The organism is Roseibium salinum, from assembly GCF_026240905.1.
Lineage (GTDB): Bacteria > Pseudomonadota > Alphaproteobacteria > Rhizobiales > Stappiaceae > Roseibium > Roseibium salinum.
Genome location: NZ_JAPEVI010000003.1, coordinates 3,690,354 through 3,706,882, shown reverse-complemented (window position 1 = coordinate 3,706,882; position 16,529 = coordinate 3,690,354). Strand labels below are relative to the sequence as shown.

Annotated in this window: 21 protein-coding genes; 13 read left to right on the top strand and 8 right to left on the bottom strand. The window is 62.9% G+C overall.

Going from position 1 to position 16,529, the window contains the following annotated elements; all coding sequences use genetic code 11:
• Positions 1-37: 37 nt before the first annotated feature.
• The 3 genes from ON753_RS21745 to ON753_RS21735 form a co-directional block, all read right to left on the bottom strand.
• A complete protein-coding gene (locus tag ON753_RS21745; RefSeq protein ID WP_265965392.1) occupies positions 38-745 on the bottom strand; it encodes a DUF6064 family protein in 708 nt (235 codons plus the stop codon).
• A complete protein-coding gene (locus tag ON753_RS21740) occupies positions 745-1,671 on the bottom strand; it encodes an aldo/keto reductase (protein ID WP_377047095.1) in 927 nt (308 codons plus the stop codon). Before ON753_RS21740 ends, ON753_RS21745 begins: the two co-directional genes overlap by 1 nt.
• 79 nt (positions 1,672-1,750) lie before the next feature.
• On the bottom strand, positions 1,751-2,455 hold the full coding sequence (locus tag ON753_RS21735; RefSeq protein ID WP_265965389.1) for a phosphatase PAP2 family protein: 705 nt from the start codon (positions 2,453-2,455) through the stop codon (positions 1,751-1,753).
• A gap of 493 nt (positions 2,456-2,948) precedes the next feature.
• On the opposite strand from ON753_RS21735, the gene ON753_RS21730 reads away from it, so the two are divergent.
• Together ON753_RS21730 and ON753_RS21725 are read left to right on the top strand one after the other, a co-directional pair.
• Positions 2,949-3,275: a hypothetical protein gene (locus ON753_RS21730; RefSeq protein WP_265965387.1), complete on the top strand. Its 327-nt coding sequence runs from the start codon at positions 2,949-2,951 to the stop codon at positions 3,273-3,275.
• Between the two features lie 4 nt (positions 3,276-3,279).
• On the top strand, positions 3,280-3,699 hold the full coding sequence (locus tag ON753_RS21725) for a hypothetical protein (RefSeq protein WP_265965385.1): 420 nt from the start codon (positions 3,280-3,282) through the stop codon (positions 3,697-3,699).
• 95 nt (positions 3,700-3,794) lie between these two features.
• Here the strand turns inward: ON753_RS21725 and ON753_RS21720 are convergent, their stop codons facing one another.
• On the bottom strand, positions 3,795-4,010 hold the full coding sequence (locus ON753_RS21720) for a TFIIB-type zinc ribbon-containing protein (RefSeq protein WP_377047094.1): 216 nt from the start codon (positions 4,008-4,010) through the stop codon (positions 3,795-3,797).
• A 222-nt stretch (positions 4,011-4,232) separates the two neighbouring features.
• Between ON753_RS21720 and ON753_RS21715 the strand changes: the two genes are divergently transcribed.
• On the top strand, positions 4,233-5,321 hold the full coding sequence (locus ON753_RS21715) for an AI-2E family transporter (RefSeq protein ID WP_265965382.1): 1,089 nt from the start codon (positions 4,233-4,235) through the stop codon (positions 5,319-5,321).
• An 85-nt stretch (positions 5,322-5,406) separates the two neighbouring features.
• Here the strand turns inward: ON753_RS21715 and ON753_RS21710 are convergent, their stop codons facing one another.
• Together ON753_RS21710 and ON753_RS21705 are read right to left on the bottom strand one after the other, a co-directional pair.
• Positions 5,407-5,553, bottom strand: a complete 147-nt coding sequence (locus ON753_RS21710; protein WP_265965381.1) for a hypothetical protein — start codon at positions 5,551-5,553, stop codon at positions 5,407-5,409.
• 155 nt (positions 5,554-5,708) lie between these two features.
• Positions 5,709-6,440 carry a FadR/GntR family transcriptional regulator gene (locus ON753_RS21705; RefSeq protein WP_265965378.1) on the bottom strand — a complete coding sequence of 244 codons (732 nt, stop codon included), beginning with the start codon at positions 6,438-6,440 and terminating at the stop codon, positions 5,709-5,711.
• Between the two features lie 150 nt (positions 6,441-6,590).
• Here ON753_RS21705 and ON753_RS21700 point away from each other — a divergent pair, with 150 nt between their 5' ends.
• Genes ON753_RS21700 through ON753_RS21690 form a run of 3 tightly spaced genes read left to right on the top strand, consistent with a single transcriptional unit; the run spans position 6,591 to position 9,033 of the window.
• A complete protein-coding gene (locus ON753_RS21700) occupies positions 6,591-7,385 on the top strand; it encodes a DUF2182 domain-containing protein (RefSeq protein ID WP_265965375.1) in 795 nt (264 codons plus the stop codon).
• Positions 7,386-7,395: 10 nt separating this feature from the next.
• Positions 7,396-8,016, top strand: coding sequence for a DUF1326 domain-containing protein (locus tag ON753_RS21695; RefSeq protein WP_265965373.1), 621 nt, complete (start codon positions 7,396-7,398; stop codon positions 8,014-8,016).
• A 24-nt stretch (positions 8,017-8,040) separates the two neighbouring features.
• Complete coding sequence (locus ON753_RS21690; protein WP_265965372.1) at positions 8,041-9,033, top strand: MDR family oxidoreductase; 993 nt, start codon at positions 8,041-8,043, stop codon at positions 9,031-9,033.
• A gap of 16 nt (positions 9,034-9,049) precedes the next feature.
• Here the strand turns inward: ON753_RS21690 and ON753_RS21685 are convergent, their stop codons facing one another.
• Positions 9,050-9,955, bottom strand: a complete 906-nt coding sequence (locus tag ON753_RS21685) for a LysR family transcriptional regulator (RefSeq protein ID WP_265965370.1) — start codon at positions 9,953-9,955, stop codon at positions 9,050-9,052.
• 96 nt (positions 9,956-10,051) lie between these two features.
• Here ON753_RS21685 and ON753_RS21680 point away from each other — a divergent pair, with 96 nt between their 5' ends.
• The 7 genes from ON753_RS21680 (at position 10,052) to ON753_RS21650 (ending at position 14,974) form a co-directional block, all read left to right on the top strand.
• Positions 10,052-10,666 (top strand): FMN-dependent NADH-azoreductase, encoded by a 615-nt coding sequence (locus tag ON753_RS21680; RefSeq protein WP_265965368.1) that lies wholly within the window; start codon positions 10,052-10,054, stop codon positions 10,664-10,666.
• A 209-nt stretch (positions 10,667-10,875) separates the two neighbouring features.
• Positions 10,876-11,073, top strand: coding sequence for a 50S ribosomal protein L35 (gene rpmI, locus ON753_RS21675; protein WP_265965366.1), 198 nt, complete (start codon positions 10,876-10,878; stop codon positions 11,071-11,073).
• 25 nt (positions 11,074-11,098) lie between these two features.
• Positions 11,099-11,458, top strand: coding sequence for a 50S ribosomal protein L20 (rplT, locus tag ON753_RS21670; protein WP_265965364.1), 360 nt, complete (start codon positions 11,099-11,101; stop codon positions 11,456-11,458).
• A 480-nt stretch (positions 11,459-11,938) separates the two neighbouring features.
• Positions 11,939-12,211, top strand: coding sequence for a hypothetical protein (locus ON753_RS21665; protein ID WP_265965362.1), 273 nt, complete (start codon positions 11,939-11,941; stop codon positions 12,209-12,211).
• Positions 12,212-12,432: 221 nt separating this feature from the next.
• Positions 12,433-12,750 carry a hypothetical protein gene (locus ON753_RS21660; protein WP_265965360.1) on the top strand — a complete coding sequence of 106 codons (318 nt, stop codon included), beginning with the start codon at positions 12,433-12,435 and terminating at the stop codon, positions 12,748-12,750.
• A gap of 186 nt (positions 12,751-12,936) precedes the next feature.
• Complete coding sequence (locus ON753_RS21655; protein WP_265965358.1) at positions 12,937-13,764, top strand: IS5 family transposase; 828 nt, start codon at positions 12,937-12,939, stop codon at positions 13,762-13,764.
• Positions 13,765-14,026: 262 nt separating this feature from the next.
• Positions 14,027-14,974 carry an IS110 family RNA-guided transposase gene (locus ON753_RS21650; RefSeq protein WP_265961312.1) on the top strand — a complete coding sequence of 316 codons (948 nt, stop codon included), beginning with the start codon at positions 14,027-14,029 and terminating at the stop codon, positions 14,972-14,974.
• Between the two features lie 133 nt (positions 14,975-15,107).
• On the opposite strand, the gene ON753_RS21645 is transcribed toward ON753_RS21650, so the two are convergent.
• Entirely contained in the window at positions 15,108-16,493 is a 1,386-nt protein-coding gene (locus ON753_RS21645; RefSeq protein ID WP_265965356.1) for a multicopper oxidase family protein, read from the bottom strand.
• Between the last annotated feature and the right edge of the window lie 36 nt (positions 16,494-16,529).

Here is a 16,529-nt window from a genome sequence, read left to right as displayed (position 1 = left end):
CGCGCGCCGCAGGCCGCACGCACAGCGAAGAATTCGGCTAATGCGGCCCGGTGTCCGTACCCTGGAATGGTTTTCGTGCAGAACTGCGGTTCAGCAGCAGCGCGAACAGCGCGCAGACCGCCGATGCCAGCACAAGCCGGCCCTCCCAGGTTCCCAGCGTTTCCAGCGTCGCCCAGCTGAGCAGGCACCAAAGAAACGGAACCGGCAGGAGCCACCATCGCTCCGCACCGCCTCTTGCCGCCGCCAGCAGCCCCAGTGTTCCGATCGCCGTCGGATCGGGGGCGACGGCAAACAGCTCGGACGTCCCGAGGGGCCGGCCGGCAGCCAGCGCGGTGAGCGGATGGATGGCGAGCGCATAGACGAACAGCAACAGGCCGAGAATGACGCCCGGGTCTTTCGTCACACGGAACGACAGGTTGTTGCGCATGCTGCCGATCACGAACAGCAGCGCGGCTTCCAGGACAAACAACGGCGCAACATAAGAAGCCGCCCAGTTGACCGTCCGGTAGCGGCTCCAGAAGAAGACCCAGGCGACGACGAGCCAGCCGGCGGCCAGTATCGCCGCGATCAGGCGATCGGCGACCGCCCTGCGCATCATTGCCAGAGCGAGGATTGCGGCCCCGAGGGCCAGTGCGGCGACGGGCCAGGGCCAGACGGCCGCGTTGGTGAGGGCGAAGAGACGCCAATAGACCTGCTCGGAAAAGAGCAGGAAATCTTCCGGCCGGTAGGTCCACCACTGCGACATCAGAGCTCTTGCACATAGGCTGTCATCCGCTCGCGCATCTTGCCGCCGGGCAGCGGACCGGATGCGGCCTGAACGTTCTCCCGCGCATGGTCCGGCTGCGTCGTCGCCGGAATGACGACTGTCACGGCGGGGTGCGAAAGGATGAATTTCAGGATGAACTGTGCCCAGGTCGAAGCACCGATCTCGCCGGCCCAGCCGGGCAGCGGACGGCCCTCCAGCCGCCGCGTGAGGCTGCCCTGCCTGAACGGCCGGTTGACGATGACGGCTATGCCCCGGTCCCGGGCAAGCGGCAGGATGCGCTCCTCGACCTCACGATCAAGCACGTTGTAGGTGACCTGGACGAAATCGAGCGGCTCAGCGCGCATGATCTGCTCGAACAGATCGTGGCGCCGGCCTTCCGATGTGGTGATCCCGACATGGCCTATCGTGCCGGACCGCTTCATCTCGAAGAGCTGCGGCAGATGCGCTTGCCAGGCGCGCAGGTTGTGAACCTGCATCAGTTCGAACCCGGGCACACGCCACTTGCGCCGGGATTGCTCGATCTGTGCCGGCCCTTCCTCGCCCGATGACGTCCATACCTTGTCGGCGGCGAACAGTCCGCGGGGCCGGCCGAGCTGTTCGAAGCCGTGGCCGAGCGTATCCTGTGACGACCCGTACATGGGCGAGGAATCAATGACGCGGCCACCGGCCTCGAAGAACGAACGCATCACCTGCGTCGAGCGCTGCAGAAGCACGGGGTCACGACCGACATTGAAGGTGATCCATGTGCCGAGGCCAACGGCAGGTATTTGCGCGCCGGTGGACGGGATTTCACGCATTGACGTGCCGGTCTGCGGCTGCGCAGGTTTTATCGCCGCGAGGGCGGAAGCCGCGAACGCACCTCCACCTGCAAGGACCGCTCGGCGTGTTGGGCGCTGATGAGACATGTTACAGCCAATTTGGTGCGCTTCGGCCGCAGGGCAAGTGAAGGGTGCAGGATCGGCGCACGGGATGAACCTGCGGGCCTCAGCCCGAGCCGCGCCTCAAGGTACCTCTGCGCTGCAGCCACAAGGTGGCGAGCCAGCACAGGAGCGCCCAGGCGGATCCGACGGCCCAGCCGGCCAGGACATCCGTCGGCCAGTGCACGCCGAGATAGACGCGGCTGATGCCGACGAGAAGCGTAATCAGCATGGCACAGGAGAGAATGTAGACCTTGACCGCCCACTGCGGGCGCAGGCGCGCGACCATGACGGCGAGCGTGAGATAGACCACAGCGGCCATCATGGAGTGTCCGCTTGGAAAGCTGGCGGTGACGACATGGTCGCCATGGGGAACGAGATCCGGGCGGGGCCTGTCGATGAGCACCTTGACCGCCGTGCTCAGGAGCTGGCCGCCGCCGACGGCGATGAACACCGCAAGCCCCGCCTTCGGCCGCGAGAGCATGAGGAAATAGCCGATCACCGCCAGCGTGACGAGCACAAGCACGCCGGTGCTGCCGAGCGCGGTGAAATCGCGCATCATGTCCTCGAACCATTGCGGGCCGAGCGGATCGGACGCGTCCTGCGGACTGCGCAGAAGAAGAAGCAGCGCTCGATCCACGGCCTGCGTGCTGCCCTCCGTCACCTCGTCGACGAGTTCGACGAATGCCCACAGGGCCGAGGCGGCGACCAGCAGGGCAAGGACGATTGGCCATTCCCGGCGGCTGATGCGGCTGATGAGATTTTCAATCAAGCTGGTCTCCGTCCCTGAAGGGCATGTCCGGAATTTGCCACAGTCCGTGCATGCTGCTCGCGATCGTGGCAAATTCACGGCGCAGGACGCGGCGCGGAGAATATTTTTCGTCTAATTGCGCGCGCCTGGCGAAAGAATATCATCTGCGCCGGACCGGGATCCGCCGGCGACGGGAGACACGTTCGCGAACGGCGTATTCAGACGGTCTGTTTTCGTCCGAAATTGCATTCGGACGGCTTTGGAGGGGTCTCCATGCGCCTGGATCGGTTCGTGGGTTCTGTGTCTTCGCCTTTCTTTCCGTGATCAAGCTCAGTTCAGGAAATGAACACTCCATGCCGGCTTTGCCGCCGGCACGGACAAGGGAAACGCACATCCCGAACCGCAGCGGCGTCCCTCCGTTGAAGGATGAATCATGCGCAACCTGCGCCCCGCTTTTCAGCAATCTCAATCAGTGAACCAACACCGGCACCGCATCCTGACATTCAGCAGCCTCATGCAAGTGGTATCGGCAACCGTGCTCATCGACACTCTGATCCTCGTCTTTGCCGGCATGACGGTCTGGGCGGTCGGAGGCTATCTCAAGCTCGCGCTCGTTCCGCTCGCCCTGCTGACGCTGGCGGTCGCCGTGCCGACGATGTGGGCCTGCGTTTCCGTGGCCGTGCTGGCCTTTGACGCCGAAACGAACCCTGAGAACCATTCCAGGAGTTCGCCGTCCTGGACACAGTTGCCGCCGGAGGATGACGGCACGGCGGCCCCCGGCGCATGGCGGCTCGGTCCGGATGGCCAGGCCCCGTCCCGCCACGGCGAACGGATCGGGTGACGCGATGCACGCCATCACGGGAGCCGTCCTGGCCGCCGCGGCCGCCATTCTCTTCGGCCTTGCCTATTACCTGTTCCGCAAGTCCATTGCCGGCCGCAGGATCGACGGCGAAGCCGTGGTCACCCTGGTCGGTCTGGTATGGACCACCCTTGTCGCATTCGCCATCGTGGAGCTGACGAAATTCGCCAGCGACTGGCGGGCCGAGGCCGCCGAGGTCGGTCTGCCCAGCGCCCTGGCGCTCGGCTTGCTCTGCCTTGCCGCCTTCGCACTGGCTTTCAAGCTCGTGCGCGCGGCCCGCAAGACGCGGACATTCGCCCCGGCCACACAAAACCCGGATATCGAAGCGGTTGCCGACAGGCTGGCAGCGGCCGCGGCAATTGCGCCGGTAAGCATCCGGCACGAGGGCGCCATGGCTGTTTCCTGAAGCGGCCTGGGCGCGTTTCGCCGTGCGGCTCCCGCATCATCATGAGTGTGCCGGTCTGCGTATCGGACCGGCACACTCGGCAGCCTACCGCGTCTTCAGAAGTCGAACAGGTCGCTCAGGAAAGACTCCTTTTTCTTGCGGTACGGCTTTTTGTCGTGGCCGTAGCTTTCCTGCCGGTGGGCTTCCTGCCGCGGCACCTGCTGCGGCGGGGGCGCCGACCGCTCGATGATCTTGTCCAGTTCACCGCGATCCAGCCAAACGCCGCGGCATTTCGGGCAGTAATCGATCTCAACGCCGCTGCGCTCGGTCATGACAAGGGTTTCATTGTCGACTGGACATTGCATCTGCGTGCTCTCCATCTGTTTCGTCACCGGAATTCCGTTCCCCATATGGTGTCATGAGCATTTTGTTCAATTCGAGACCCGTGGCGTGCGCAGACAGGCTTGTCCGCGGGGGTCGATCGCCCGGCTCGGAACAATGCCGGTTCCTGATCGTTTCACTTTACTTCAGGCCACTGGAAGGAATGGCACACAGTGACGGAAGGCCCCCTCTCCGACGAAGCCGGGAAAGCGCCCGCCAACCGCACCGACAAGGGCCCGAATCGGGACAGTTTTCTGCAGCGCGTGCTTGTCGTTGCGGTCATCGCCAGCCTTTTCTTCCTGGCGTGGCACCTGCGCCATACGGTCATCATCGCTTTTGGCGCGGTGGTCGTCGCGGCGCTGCTGCTTGCAGCCACCGACGCGACACGCCGCTTCCTCCCGCTCGGTCACCGTTGGTCGCTGGCAGTTGCGACCGGCGTCATCATCCTGGTGATCGGCGCGATCCTTTGGGTGGGCTGGCCGGACATCAGGAGCCAGTCATCGGGCCTGCTTCAGCAGCTTCCGCAGGCGGTCAACACGCTCGAGCAGCGGCTCGGAATTCAGATTGCCGGTTCAGGCGGGCGCCTCGGCGGAACTCTCGAAGGGGTATTCGGCAGGATCCTGCGGGATCTCGCCACCCTCGTTCAAACGGCGGCGGCGGCCGTCACGGGGTTCGTGCTGGTGACGATTGCCGGACTGTATCTGGCGGCCGAACCCGGGGTCTACCGGACCGGGCTCACGCTGCTGGTCCCGCCGGCACAGCATGACCGCGCCGGCAAGGCCCTGGACAGGACCGGGCGGGCCCTGAAGCTTTGGCTGATCGGGCAGTTGATTTCGATGCTGTTCGTCGGCGTTCTCGTCGGGCTTGGTGCCTGGGCCATCGGCCTGCCGTCACCACTCGCACTTGCGCTGTTCGCCTTCCTTACGGAATTCGTCCCCATGATCGGCCCCTTCGTCGGAGCCGTCCCCGGCCTGCTGCTCGCGCTCAGCCAGGACTGGGGCACGCTTGTGTGGGCGGCCGGGCTTTATCTCGCCGTGCAGCAGATCGAGTCCAACCTGATCTCTCCGCTGATACAGCGCGAGATGGTCAAGGTGCCGCCGGCTCTGTTCCTGCTCTCGGCGGTGGCAATGGGCGCGCTCTTCGGCGTTCCCGGAATCATTCTCGCAGGGCCGCTTACGGTCACCGTCTTCGTGCTCGTACGCACTCTTTACGTGGAAGAGGCTCTTGGCGAGCCGCTCGGACAGGAAAAGGGGAACCGCTGAACCGGCGGTGCTACTCGCGTTTCGTCAGCGGTACAAATCGCTCCGACCAACGGGCTTCATTTGCCGCTCATGCGACGCGTGCCGGTTACGGCGTCGCTGGCGTGTGGAGTGTCGTGATCGGGACGCCGGAGAAGGTGTAGACGTCGTTCAGCTCATAGCTCGGGTTCGTTGATTTGACGGCGGCGACACCGGCAAGCACGAGAACGACAACGGCTAGGTTCCAGAACTTCATCTTGAGTGCTCCTCAAATATGCGGCACGGCCCATACGGCTCCGTCCCGACCCGCCGAATCTCTTTCGACTTTAGTCTATATTATACTTTAGGAGCAGATGAAGCAATGCCGTAAGGTTATCAAGCTGGAAACGGCCTTGTTTTGAGGAGCTTCCTTCATGCTGTCGGGGGATTGCGGCGCTGGACCGCCAGTTCCCTGGTATAGGCCGACAGGGCGTCGAGCCGCGCGGCGGCTTCGGCGTCGTTGCGCGCTTCCAGCGCGTTTGCAAGTGCCTCGTGAATATCGGCGATCCGCTCGCGGTCGCGCAGGCGGTAGACCAGCATGTTCATGAGCGGCTGCACGGCTTCGAAAGCAGCCGAGAGCTGAAAGGTCAGGATCGGATTGCCCGCAGCCCGGGCGATGGTGGAATGAAACGTGACATCGGAGGCGCAAAACTCCTCGTCGCTTGTCTCCGGACCCCGCTGGCGGGCGATTTCCAGCCGCAACTCGTGAAGATGATCTTCCGTCCGGTTTTCCACGGCGAGGGGCAGCACGGCCCCTTCCAAGGCGAAGCGTGCTTCGATCGCATCCTCGAGCGGAATGTCGTTCATGCCGATCAGGAGCCGCGTCGTGGTCACCAGGTTGGCTTGCGCCTCTGCCCAGGTCATGCGGTTGACGAAGGCGCCTCCGGCCGACCCGCGCTCACTGCGGATCAGGTTCTGCGCGGCAAGGCGCTTGAGCGCTTCGCGGACGGTTGACCTGGACACGCCGAACCGTTCGGCGAGTTCGGCTTCGCTCGGCAAACGCTCTTCGCCGGCAAGGCGCCCTTCAAGAATAGCGTTGCGGATCGCATTGGCAATCTGAACCGACAGGTTTTCCTTCTGGATCGTGTTGAATTCAATGGCCAATGCGTCCCCCAGCAATTTCGCGGATGTGGAAATCCTAGGGTAAGGACCGCGACACGGTCAATCGGAAACAACTAAATGTCTGACAATTAAATGTTTGACATTTGACCGACTGCGGAACAGCCTAGGCGCCAACCGATCTGGGAGGAACGGGTGAAGACCCTTGAACGTCTGATGCATGGCCACGGCTTTCTGTGGCTGACATTTTTCGTCGCCGTTCTGGCGGCATGGGGCGCACTGTTCGTCATGCAGGTGCAGGTGGCCGCGCCGGCGGACTGGAGCAACCCCGGCATGGCGGCTTTTCTGCAGCTTTGCACCGGTCTTGCCGCCGAGACGGGGTATGCGTCCGCCATGCTGATGTGGTCGCTGATGGCTCTCGCAATGATGGCCCCGACCGCCTTTCCCGCCTTCCGAACCTATTCGGATCTCACCCGCACCAACGCCGCAAGCGCCTTGTCGCTGGCGGTCCTTGTCGCCGGATATATGACCGTGTGGCTGGGGTTTTCCGCGCTTGCGGCGCTGCTTCAGATCCGGCTTTCGGCGCTGGAGCTGCTTTGGCCGCTCGGCCGCTCGGCGTCGCCTGCCCTCAGCGGCGCGCTTCTGGTCCTTGCCGGGCTCTACCAGTTCAGTTCCCTGAAGGCCGCCTGCCTGAGCGCCTGTCAGAGCCCGATGGCATTCTTCATCGGCCACTGGCGGCCGGGAACCGCCGGCGCTTTGCGGCTGGGCCTGCGCCTCGGCGCGGTGTGCCTCGGCTGCTGCTGGGCGCTGATGCTGCTGGCCTTTGTCGGCGGCACCATGAATCTCACCTTCATGGGTCTGGCCATGGTGCTGATGACGCTGGAAAAGCTGCCGCAGATCGGCAGCAAGATCAGCGCGCCGCTTGGGGTTTTCCTTCTATTGGCAGGCGCGGTCGTGATCGCCCTGCCGCTTCTCACAACAATCATCTAGGGAGAAACAGATGTCCGTCTGGGCCATTCGCGGCGAATTGATCCTGAACTGCAATTGCACGGTTTTCTGTCCCTGCGTCGTTTCGCTCGGAAAACACCCGCCGACCGAAGGCTATTGCCAGGCCTGGGCTGGCGTCCGCATCGACGAAGGGCATTACGAAGGCGAAGATCTTTCCGGCCTCAACATCGGCCTGGTGCTGGAAATCCCGGGACTGATGGCCCGGGGGAACTGGAAGGCCGCCGCGTACATTGATGAACGGGCAAGCGACGCCGCCTATGACGGCCTTGTCAGGATCTTCTCCGGCGAGGCCAAGGGAACGACGGGGCTGTTCCGGGTCCTGGTCAGCGAGTTCCTGGGTGCGGTACGGGCGCCGGTGGAATACACGAACGAGGGCAAGAAGCGCCGCCTGATCGTCGGCAAGGCCATCAAGGGAGAAGTCGAGCCGGTGCGCGGCGCCAACCCGGATGAAGACATTGTTGTCAGGAACACCGAATATTGGATGGGGCCGGACATAACCGTCGCCACCGCCACGCAGGGACGGGTTCGGGCCTATGGCCGAGTCTGGGATTTCGACGGACGAAGCGCGGAAATCTGTCAGATCGACTGGTCGGGACCGCCCGCGGAAGCCTAGGGTGCTGGAACTGGAGGAAGATTGATGACGTTCAAAGCCCTCATTGTTGACAAGGACGCCGACGGCAAGACCCACGCGTCCGTGGAACAGATCGACGAAAACCGGCTGCCGGACGGCAACGTTACGGTGGCCGTCGAATATTCGACGCTGAACTACAAGGACGGTCTGTGCCTCGGCCCCGGCGGCGGCCTGGTGAAGACCTATCCGCACGTGCCGGGGATCGATTTCGCCGGCACCGTCGAGGAGTCGTCGGACGACTGGTACAGACCCGGAGACAAGGTGGTGCTCACCGGCTGGCGGGTCGGCGAAGCCTGGTGGGGCGGCTACGCCCAGAAGGCCAGCGTCAAGGGCGAGTGGCTGGTGCCGCTGCCCGACGGCCTGACCACGCGCAACGCCATGGCCATCGGCACGGCGGGTTTCACCGCGATGCTGGCCGTCATGGCCCTGGAAGAGCACGGGCTGAAGCCGGAAAACGGTCCGGTTCTGATCACCGGCGCAGCCGGCGGCGTCGGCTCCGTCGCAACCGCCATCCTGGCCAATCTCGGTTACGAGGTGGCCGCCGTAACCGGCCGGGAAGGCGCCTGGGACTATCTGAAATCGCTCGGCGCCAGCCGCATTGTCCCGCGTGACGATGTTGCCGAGACGGTCAAGCGGCCCCTGGAGAGCGAAACCTGGGCCGGATGCATCGACGCCGTCGGCGGAGCGATGCTGGCACGGATTCTGGGACAGATGAAATACGGCGCCTCCGTTGCCGCCGTCGGACTGGCGGGCGGAACGGCCTTGCCGGCGACCGTCATTCCCTTCCTGCTGCGCGGCGTCAATCTGCTCGGCATCGACAGCGTCATGAAGCCCTACGACGCTCGCCTGCGCGCCTGGGAACGGCTGGCAAAGGACCTACCGATGGAAAAGCTGGAATCCATGATCCGGCCAGCAACGCTTGAGGACCTGCCGAAGCTGGGCGCGGATATTCTCAAGGGCCAGATCAAGGGCCGCGTGGTCGTGGATGTGAACGCCTGAGCAACGAGCGGGCGGCTTACACTGCGGGCCGCCTGAATTCGTCTTTCAGGAAATCGATCATCACCCGGACCTTCTGCGGCAGGTAGGCGCGGCTGGGATAGAGGATCCAGGCCGCAGTATCGAAATCCGCCGCCGCACAGTCGAAGTCCGGGAAGAGATCCACCAGCCTGCCATCCTCCAGGTCCTTGGCGATCAGCCAGTCGGCGAGCAGAGCCGGCCCCATGCCGAGGCGCGCCGCTTCTCGCAGGGCGAGCGCGTTGGAGATGACGGTCTTGCCGGATACCTCGACGGTGAAAAGGCCCGATCCTTGCCGGCGGAAGCGCCAGGAGTGGCGAAAGCCCGGCAGGGCAAAGCGCAGGCAGTTGAGACCGGCGAGATCCTCCGGCTGCGAGGGCCGTCCGGCCCTGTCCAGATAGTCGGGCGCCGCCACCACCCGGTAGCGCGTCTGCAGCAGTTTAGTCGAGATCAGATCCCCTTTCGGCGCCGCCGCAAGGCGGACGGCAAGGTCCAGCCCTTCCGCCAGAAGATCCAGATTGCTGTCGGAAGGAAACAGTTCGACGGTAATCTCCGGAAAGCGATCCTGAAAGTCCGGCAGGACCGGCATGAGCCCCTCCTGCACGAAGGCAACGGAGGCGGTCAGGCGGACCGTTCCGCGCGGCCGGCCGCCCTTTGAGGTCACCTCCTCCCGCGCCGCATCCATTTCCTCCACCAGAGGCGCGACGCGGCTGAGGTAGCGGTCCCCCTCCTCGGTCAGCGACAGTTTCCGCGTGCTGCGCTGGAACAGCCTCAGCCCCAGGTCCCGTTCGAGCCCGGCCAGGGTGCGGGACACATTGGAAGCGTCGACATTCAGAGCGCGGGCGGCGCCCGCAATGCTGCCGAGATCGCGGACGAGAAGTACGGTTTTGAGAGCGTCAGTGTCCATTCATGCAGTTTACGCATGATTGACGTGCCATGCGGAGTGTTTTTCGCCAAATGCGTCAGAAATACCTTCGGGCCGTCATTCAAAGGAGGACCCGATATGACACTGCTCCTGCGCATCAATTCCAGTTCACGGAAATCCGGTTCCCATTCGGCCGCGGTTGCCGACCACTTCGAGGCGTGCTTCAGGGAACGGCATCCCGACTGCCGGGTCATCACCCGTAACGTCGCCGACAGTTCCATTCCGATCATCAGCCAGAAGACCATTGAAGGTTTCTATACGCCGCCGGAGGCGATGTCCGCCGAACTGCTGGAAGCGACGTCCCTCTCGGACGAGCTGATTTGCGAGCTCCAGCAAGCCGATACCCTGCTGATCGCCGCGCCGATCTACAACTTCACCGTTCCGGCGGCGCTGAAGGCCTGGATCGACCAGGTCGTGCGGATGGGCCATACATTCGCTTATGAGAACGGGAGCTTCTCAGGCCTTGCCAGAACCCGCCGGGCGGTGGTTGTCTGTGCCTATGGCGCCGAAGGTTATCTGGACGGCCAGCCCTTCGCCGCCGCCAATTTCGTCGAGCCGTATCTGCGCTTCCTGCTGTCGTTCCTCGGCATCAAGGACATCCGCTTCATTGCCGTGCAGGGAACGACGGCGGACCCGAAGACGGTTGCGGCACATATTGACGCCGCGAAACTGGAGTGCAGGCAGGCCGCCTGACCTGAAAATTGGTGGGGAATCCGGTTGCAATCCGCGGCAACCTCCCATATAAGCGCCCGGTCCAGAGTCGTCCGGCTCGTCGTGGGCCGGGTTTCTGTATCCTGATACAGGCCACTCCCACGACAACCAAGGGCATGCCGTGTCGGCTCTGAATGCACCAAGAAAAGGAGTGTCCGCCTATAGCGGACGCACAAAGGAAAGGATGCAAAATGCCCAAGCTGAAGACAAAATCCGGCGCCAAGAAGCGTTTCAAAGTGACCGCGACAGGCAAAGTGATGGCCGCACAGGCCGGCAAGCGCCACGGCATGATCAAGCGCACGACCAAGTTCATCCGCAACGCTCGTGGAACCACCACGCTGAGCGAAGCAGATGCACGGATCGTGAAGCAGTTCCTGCCCTACGCATAACGCCAGCCTGAAGGAGTTCACTTAAATGTCACGCGTCAAACGGGGCGTAACCGCCCACGCTCGCCACAAGAAGGTTCTGAAGGCTGCCAAAGGTTATTATGGCCGCCGCAAGAACACCATCCGTATCGCCAAGCAGGCCGTCGAGAAGGCAGGACAATACGCCTATCGCGACCGTAAGGCCCGGAAGCGCAATTTCCGCTCGCTCTGGATCCAGCGCATCAACGCTGCGACCCGTGAGCACGGCATGACCTACGGCCGCTTCATCGACGGCCTGAACAAGGCCGGCATCGAAGTCGACCGCAAGGTTCTGTCCGACCTGGCAATTCATCAGCCGGATGCCTTCAAGGTCCTGGTTGATCAGGCCCAGGGCGCACTTGCCGCCTAAGCTTCTGCCGATCAAGAAATTATGAAAGACGCGGTCCCCGGGGCCGCGTTTTTTTGTTGTCCGGATATATTCCGGTTCACGGCCGGAAACCGCAGCATGTGTGGTTCGGCCCGTGCCGCAGGATCGGGCCGCCAAGCCCGCAAGGCGGAGCGTCGCCCGCCGGCGGCTGGGACTGCCTCGCGAATCGCTCCGCCCGAGGCACCTGCCGACAATTCAACTTGAGACAACCGGTTACCAACGCAATCCCCGTTCCTCACCGGATCCGTCCCGTTTCAGACCAGATCGTTAACTTTTATTAATCCGGATCCGCAGAATTCTGCGGACAAAAGGTTAACGCGCATGTAAACTGGCATGGTGATTGCGACGTTTCAGACAAGGCAGCACTGAGCGTGCCATTTTGAAACAACAGGGCGTCAGAACGTGCGAGTGAACCCCATACCTTCGGCAGATCGTGCCAATGTGAGGCGGAAACGTCCCTTCATGGGAGAGACGGAAACCGAGCGCCAGACCGACTTTGCGTCTCATCTTCCGGTGCCGCTTCAGCCGGTGCTCGAACGCGAGCAGCAGGTTTTTTCCACGCGCTACCGCCCGAACTCGGTTTTTCTCGCCCATCTGATCGCGACCCGCGACGGTGAACCGCAGACCAGGGTCCGCAGGCGGGCCGAGCCTGTGCATGGCGTGAACACCTATCGTGCCGTGGCCGCCCTGCCGCGCCAGCGCGCCGCGGGCCATCTGCTCAAGACGGAGCGCTGATCCACGCGCAGTTTCCAATTCCAGAGTACCACTGGAGACCTTCAGCCCGGAGCTTGCTCCGGGTCTTTTTGTGGCGCTCGGCCAGACTTTCGCCAATCCCGCCAAAATGTGACCGGCGGCACAGTTCCCGCTTGCTGCTTCCCGTATGGTTTCATCAGATCCGGAATCCTCCGGACCTTCCGAAAAGTTTGGCCACGGACTGGCCCGCCACGGAGACCGACATGCAAGTGAGACCCGTTTCCGCTATCCACCCGCTGCGCATCCGGCCGAAGCCGGTGACCGCTCCCGCGTCACAGCCGGACATGAATGCCGCCTCCGGCACCCGGTTCTCCGATATCGGCATGGTCCCGGCATATATCGCCGCCGAGGTGCTCCGGCGCGACGCCCGTCAGGGCGCCCATGCCGAATACGCCACCCAGCTTCTGGCCGACCGTTATGCCGAGGAAAGGTCCTGGCTGGAACGCCAGCGGCACCTGGCGCAGTACGCGTCGGCAGCGGAAGAGGAAGACAGGTTCTGTTCCTATTCGGTGTCGATCTGAATGGCCACCGACCCGAGCTAGCTGCTAGCTTTCAGAAGGGTGTACATCCGAGCCGAATCGAGGAAGAACACGATTGAATATGCCTCGCCACAAAACAACCTCATCCTGAGAGACTGGCCCGAAATGTATTGAGTGATCCCGGTCGCTTGTGATTCCGTTATTGCGCTAACAGAACGGAGCTTCACCATGTGGACCGAGATCACCCGTGCCAACTATGAGCGTCGTGGCCAGCGTTACGCAAGCGATCTGACGAACGAAGAGTGGGATTTGGTCGCGCCTCATCTTCCGGAGAGGCGAGAGCGTGGGAGGCCGCGCACAACGTCGCTTCGGGAAGTGGTCAACGCGATCCTCTATCTGCTGCGTACGGGCTGCCCCTGGCGCTTTTTGCCAAGTGATTTTCCGCCGCGCTCGACTGTCCAGAGATACTTTTATGCGTGGCGTGACAATGAGTTATGGCGTGGGTTGAACCGGCGGATAGTGGAGCAGCACCGACAAGCGCAGGCACGCAGTGCCACTCCGTCCGCCGGTGTGATCGACAGCCAGAGCGTGGCAACGACCCAAGTCGGCGGGCCACGAGGCCTTGATCCCTTCAAGCGCATCAAGGGTCGCAAGCGTCACATCGTCACCGATACAGACGGGCTCGTTCTGGACGTTCTGGTGCATCCCGCCAATATCCAGGACGTGCACGCAGCTGTGCCGCTGCTGCAAAGCCTGCGGCGGATCTATCCCGATCTTACTCATATCTTCGCCGATCGCGTCTACCGTGGCCCGAAGCTTCTGGAAAAGCTCAAGGATTGCGGGCCATGGTCGATCGAAATCGTGCAACGGCCACCTGGGGTCAAGGGATTTGCGCTCCTGCCAAGACGATGGGTTGTTGAGAGAACCTTTGCCTGGTTCGGCCGACGCAGACGCCTCGCAAAAGACTTTGAAGCAAAACAGGAAACCCAAACCGCTTGGATCTATATCGCAAACATCGAACTAATCATCAGGCGACAGGCAAAGCTAACAAAATGAGTTTCGAGTCAGACTCTGAGGAGCCGCGCAAGCGGCGTCTCGAAGGATGGGCCGCTGGACTCGGAATATGCCGCCCATCCTTATCTGTTTGAGATTTGGTAGAGATGTTTCGGGAGGGCTGTTGCGCGCCCTCCCGAGCGGATCCGGAGACCGTACCATCCTTGGCATGTGATAGTCCGTTCGAAGCAAGGCTCCCGGCTCCGCTTTCCAGCTTATCCCGAATGGTTGCTCGCGCAAGAGTGCGTAGATAAGGCAGGGACAGATGGACGAGACGATCTCCTTTTCAGGAATAGATGTTTCCAAGGCCACATTGGATGTGCATGTACGGCCGGGCGGTAGCAGGGCACAGTTCGCCAACGACCGGGCAGGTTGGGCGGCGCTCGGTGCCTGGCTTTCGCCGTTTCAAGTCGAACGGGTCGTAGTGGAAGCCACTGGCGGCTATGAGCGCGGAGCCGTCCAGGCTCTGTTGCGCCAGGGGCACTGCGTTTGTGTGGTCAACCCGCGGCGGGTTCGGGATTTTGCCCGGGCCTGCGGGTATCTGGCCAAGACCGACCGGCTGGATGCAGCCGTGCTTGCCCATTTTGCACAAGTGTTCGATCCGCCGAGCGCATCCCTGCCGAGCGAGGCCCAGGCCAAATTGGCGCAATATGCCGCTCTCAGGGACACTTTGGTCGCCCAGATGACGCGTCTGTCAAATCAGTTCGCTCACATGGACGACCCGGATGTGGAGCAGCTGGTCCGGGAACTTCAGGAGACGACCAAGGCCAAGCTTGCGGATCTGGACCTCCTGATCCAGAGCTGCATCCAGGACAACGCCGATTTGCGTCAACGCTATGACCAACTAACGAGCGTGCCCGGCATCGGGCCAGTCGCCGCCGTCTTCCTTATCGCCTGCTTGCCCGAACTGGGCCAGATCTCCCGCCACGCCATTGCCGCCCTCGTCGGGGTGGCTCCTTTCGCCAGGGACAGCGGGAACTTGCGCGGCCAGCGAAGGATCGTCGGCGGCAGGGCGCCCGTAAGACGGGCCCTCTTCATGGCCAGCATGTCGGCCGTACGGTTCAATCCGGTGCTCAAACGTTTCTACATGCGCCTCATCGACAACGGATGCAGCAAGAAAAAGGCTCTCATTGCCTGCATCCGCAAACTCGTGACAATCCTCAACGCCATGGTCCGCGACAACAAACCATGGCAGCCTGCACTGCAAGAATAAACATGGTTGCTTCGAGACGGACCTGACGGTCCTCCTCAGGTTGAGGGTATCGTGAGGCGAGTCGGGATCAGCCCGCCATCCATCTCTTCAATCGTCCGATGCAATTCGAATGAATGCGCCTGAGATCGGGCGGCTAACCTTCCACCCTCAGAAACCCCGCCAGACCGGTCTTCTGATGCTCGATCACGTGACAGTGGAACGCCCAGTCGCCGGGATTGTCGGCGACGAGCGCGACATCCATGGTTTCCTCCTCCAGCAGCAGAGCCGTATCGGTCACCAGCGGCGGCAGTTTGCGCTTGTTGGAGCGGAGCAGCTGGAACGACAACCCGTGCAGGTGGATCGGGTGGGCATTGGGCGTCTCGTTGCGCAGCCGCAGAATGTAGGATTTGCCCAACTTCATTGTAGCAAGCGGATCGAACGGTCCGGGCCGGTCGCCGGGCCATGCGATACGGTTGATCGACCAGAACGTATAGCCGAGCGACCCGCACAGGCTCTGCTGCGGTGCATCGCCCTCCGGTGACCAGCCGAAGACGAAATCCAGGACCTCCGCATTGCCGAGATCCGGCACGGGCACGGGATTTTGGGGCAGCGGCCTCAGCTCCCTCAGGTCGCGCTCGGCGCTGGCCCCCTTCGCCCGGAACCGGGCGAGGACCTTGTCTCCGCTCGGCTTTTGCAGGAGGAGCGTTGCCACCTCGTCTTCACTGTCCGGAACCCGCAGGGCGATGTCGGCCCTTTGACCGGGGGCGAGCGTCAGCGCATTTGCGGGCAGCGGCTTCGGCAGCGGATTGGAATCGAGCGCAATCACTCGCGCCTGCGCGCCGGAAATCGCATAGGTCCCGACCCGGGTGAGATCCGTGACCGCAAGCCGCAGCCGGACGAGACTGCCGGCGTCCAGGTCATAGACCGGGCCGGTCTGCCAGTTCACGGTGGAAACCGTGCCCAGAGTGCCGCCGCGTGCGGCATTGCGGGCCTTGTAGAAGTCGATGAACTGGCCGTCGCCGCCGAGGCGGAAGTCGCGGATGTTCAGCGGCAGGTCCCGGTCGAAGCCCGGATCTTCTTCCTCTTCCACGACGAGCACGCCAGTGAGCCCGCGCGCGATCTGCTCCAGCGTATTGCAATGCGGGTGATACCAGAAGGTGCCCGCATCCGGCGGCGTGAATTCGTAGCGGAACGACTGACCGGCCTCGATCGGGTATTGCGTCAGGTAGGGAACGCCATCCATCCGATTGGCGAGACGCAACCCGTGCCAGTGAACCGACGTTACCTCGTCGAGCGCGTTTTTCACCTCGATCGCGGTTTTGCGGCCCTGCCTGAGCCGCAGCACCGGCGGCGGCCCGTCCGGCACGAAGCTCATCATGCCCTTGGTCGGGGCCTCCGGCAGGATGCCGTGATCGAGATAGGACAGGGCAAGCGCATGTTCGGCGGCCTGCGCCGTGCTTGCGGCAATGCCTCCGGCCGCAAACGCGGCCACGGTGCCTGCGCTGCCAAGCAGGAGCTCCCGCCGTGAAAGACCGGGCATGATGGAAAACCTCATCTGTTCCAGGCGCGTCCGTCC

Coding starts and splice junctions, on each gene's coding strand:
- ON753_RS21745 (WP_265965392.1), bottom strand. CDS start 745: ATGTCGCAGTGGTGGACCTACCGGCCGGAAGATTTCCTGCTCTTTTCC.
- ON753_RS21740 (WP_377047095.1), bottom strand. CDS start 1,671: ATGTCTCATCAGCGCCCAACACGCCGAGCGGTCCTTGCAGGTGGAGGT.
- ON753_RS21730 (WP_265965387.1), top strand. CDS start 2,949: ATGCAAGTGGTATCGGCAACCGTGCTCATCGACACTCTGATCCTCGTC.
- ON753_RS21725 (WP_265965385.1), top strand. CDS start 3,280: ATGCACGCCATCACGGGAGCCGTCCTGGCCGCCGCGGCCGCCATTCTC.
- ON753_RS21720 (WP_377047094.1), bottom strand. CDS start 4,010: ATGACCGAGCGCAGCGGCGTTGAGATCGATTACTGCCCGAAATGCCGC.
- ON753_RS21710 (WP_265965381.1), bottom strand. CDS start 5,553: ATGAAGTTCTGGAACCTAGCCGTTGTCGTTCTCGTGCTTGCCGGTGTC.
- ON753_RS21695 (WP_265965373.1), top strand. CDS start 7,396: ATGTCCGTCTGGGCCATTCGCGGCGAATTGATCCTGAACTGCAATTGC.
- ON753_RS21690 (WP_265965372.1), top strand. CDS start 8,041: ATGACGTTCAAAGCCCTCATTGTTGACAAGGACGCCGACGGCAAGACC.
- ON753_RS21685 (WP_265965370.1), bottom strand. CDS start 9,955: ATGGACACTGACGCTCTCAAAACCGTACTTCTCGTCCGCGATCTCGGC.
- ON753_RS21680 (WP_265965368.1), top strand. CDS start 10,052: ATGACACTGCTCCTGCGCATCAATTCCAGTTCACGGAAATCCGGTTCC.
- rpmI (WP_265965366.1), top strand. CDS start 10,876: ATGCCCAAGCTGAAGACAAAATCCGGCGCCAAGAAGCGTTTCAAAGTG.
- rplT (WP_265965364.1), top strand. CDS start 11,099: ATGTCACGCGTCAAACGGGGCGTAACCGCCCACGCTCGCCACAAGAAG.
- ON753_RS21665 (WP_265965362.1), top strand. CDS start 11,939: ATGGGAGAGACGGAAACCGAGCGCCAGACCGACTTTGCGTCTCATCTT.
- ON753_RS21660 (WP_265965360.1), top strand. CDS start 12,433: ATGCAAGTGAGACCCGTTTCCGCTATCCACCCGCTGCGCATCCGGCCG.
- ON753_RS21655 (WP_265965358.1), top strand. CDS start 12,937: ATGTGGACCGAGATCACCCGTGCCAACTATGAGCGTCGTGGCCAGCGT.
- ON753_RS21650 (WP_265961312.1), top strand. CDS start 14,027: ATGGACGAGACGATCTCCTTTTCAGGAATAGATGTTTCCAAGGCCACA.
- ON753_RS21645 (WP_265965356.1), bottom strand. CDS start 16,493: ATGCCCGGTCTTTCACGGCGGGAGCTCCTGCTTGGCAGCGCAGGCACC.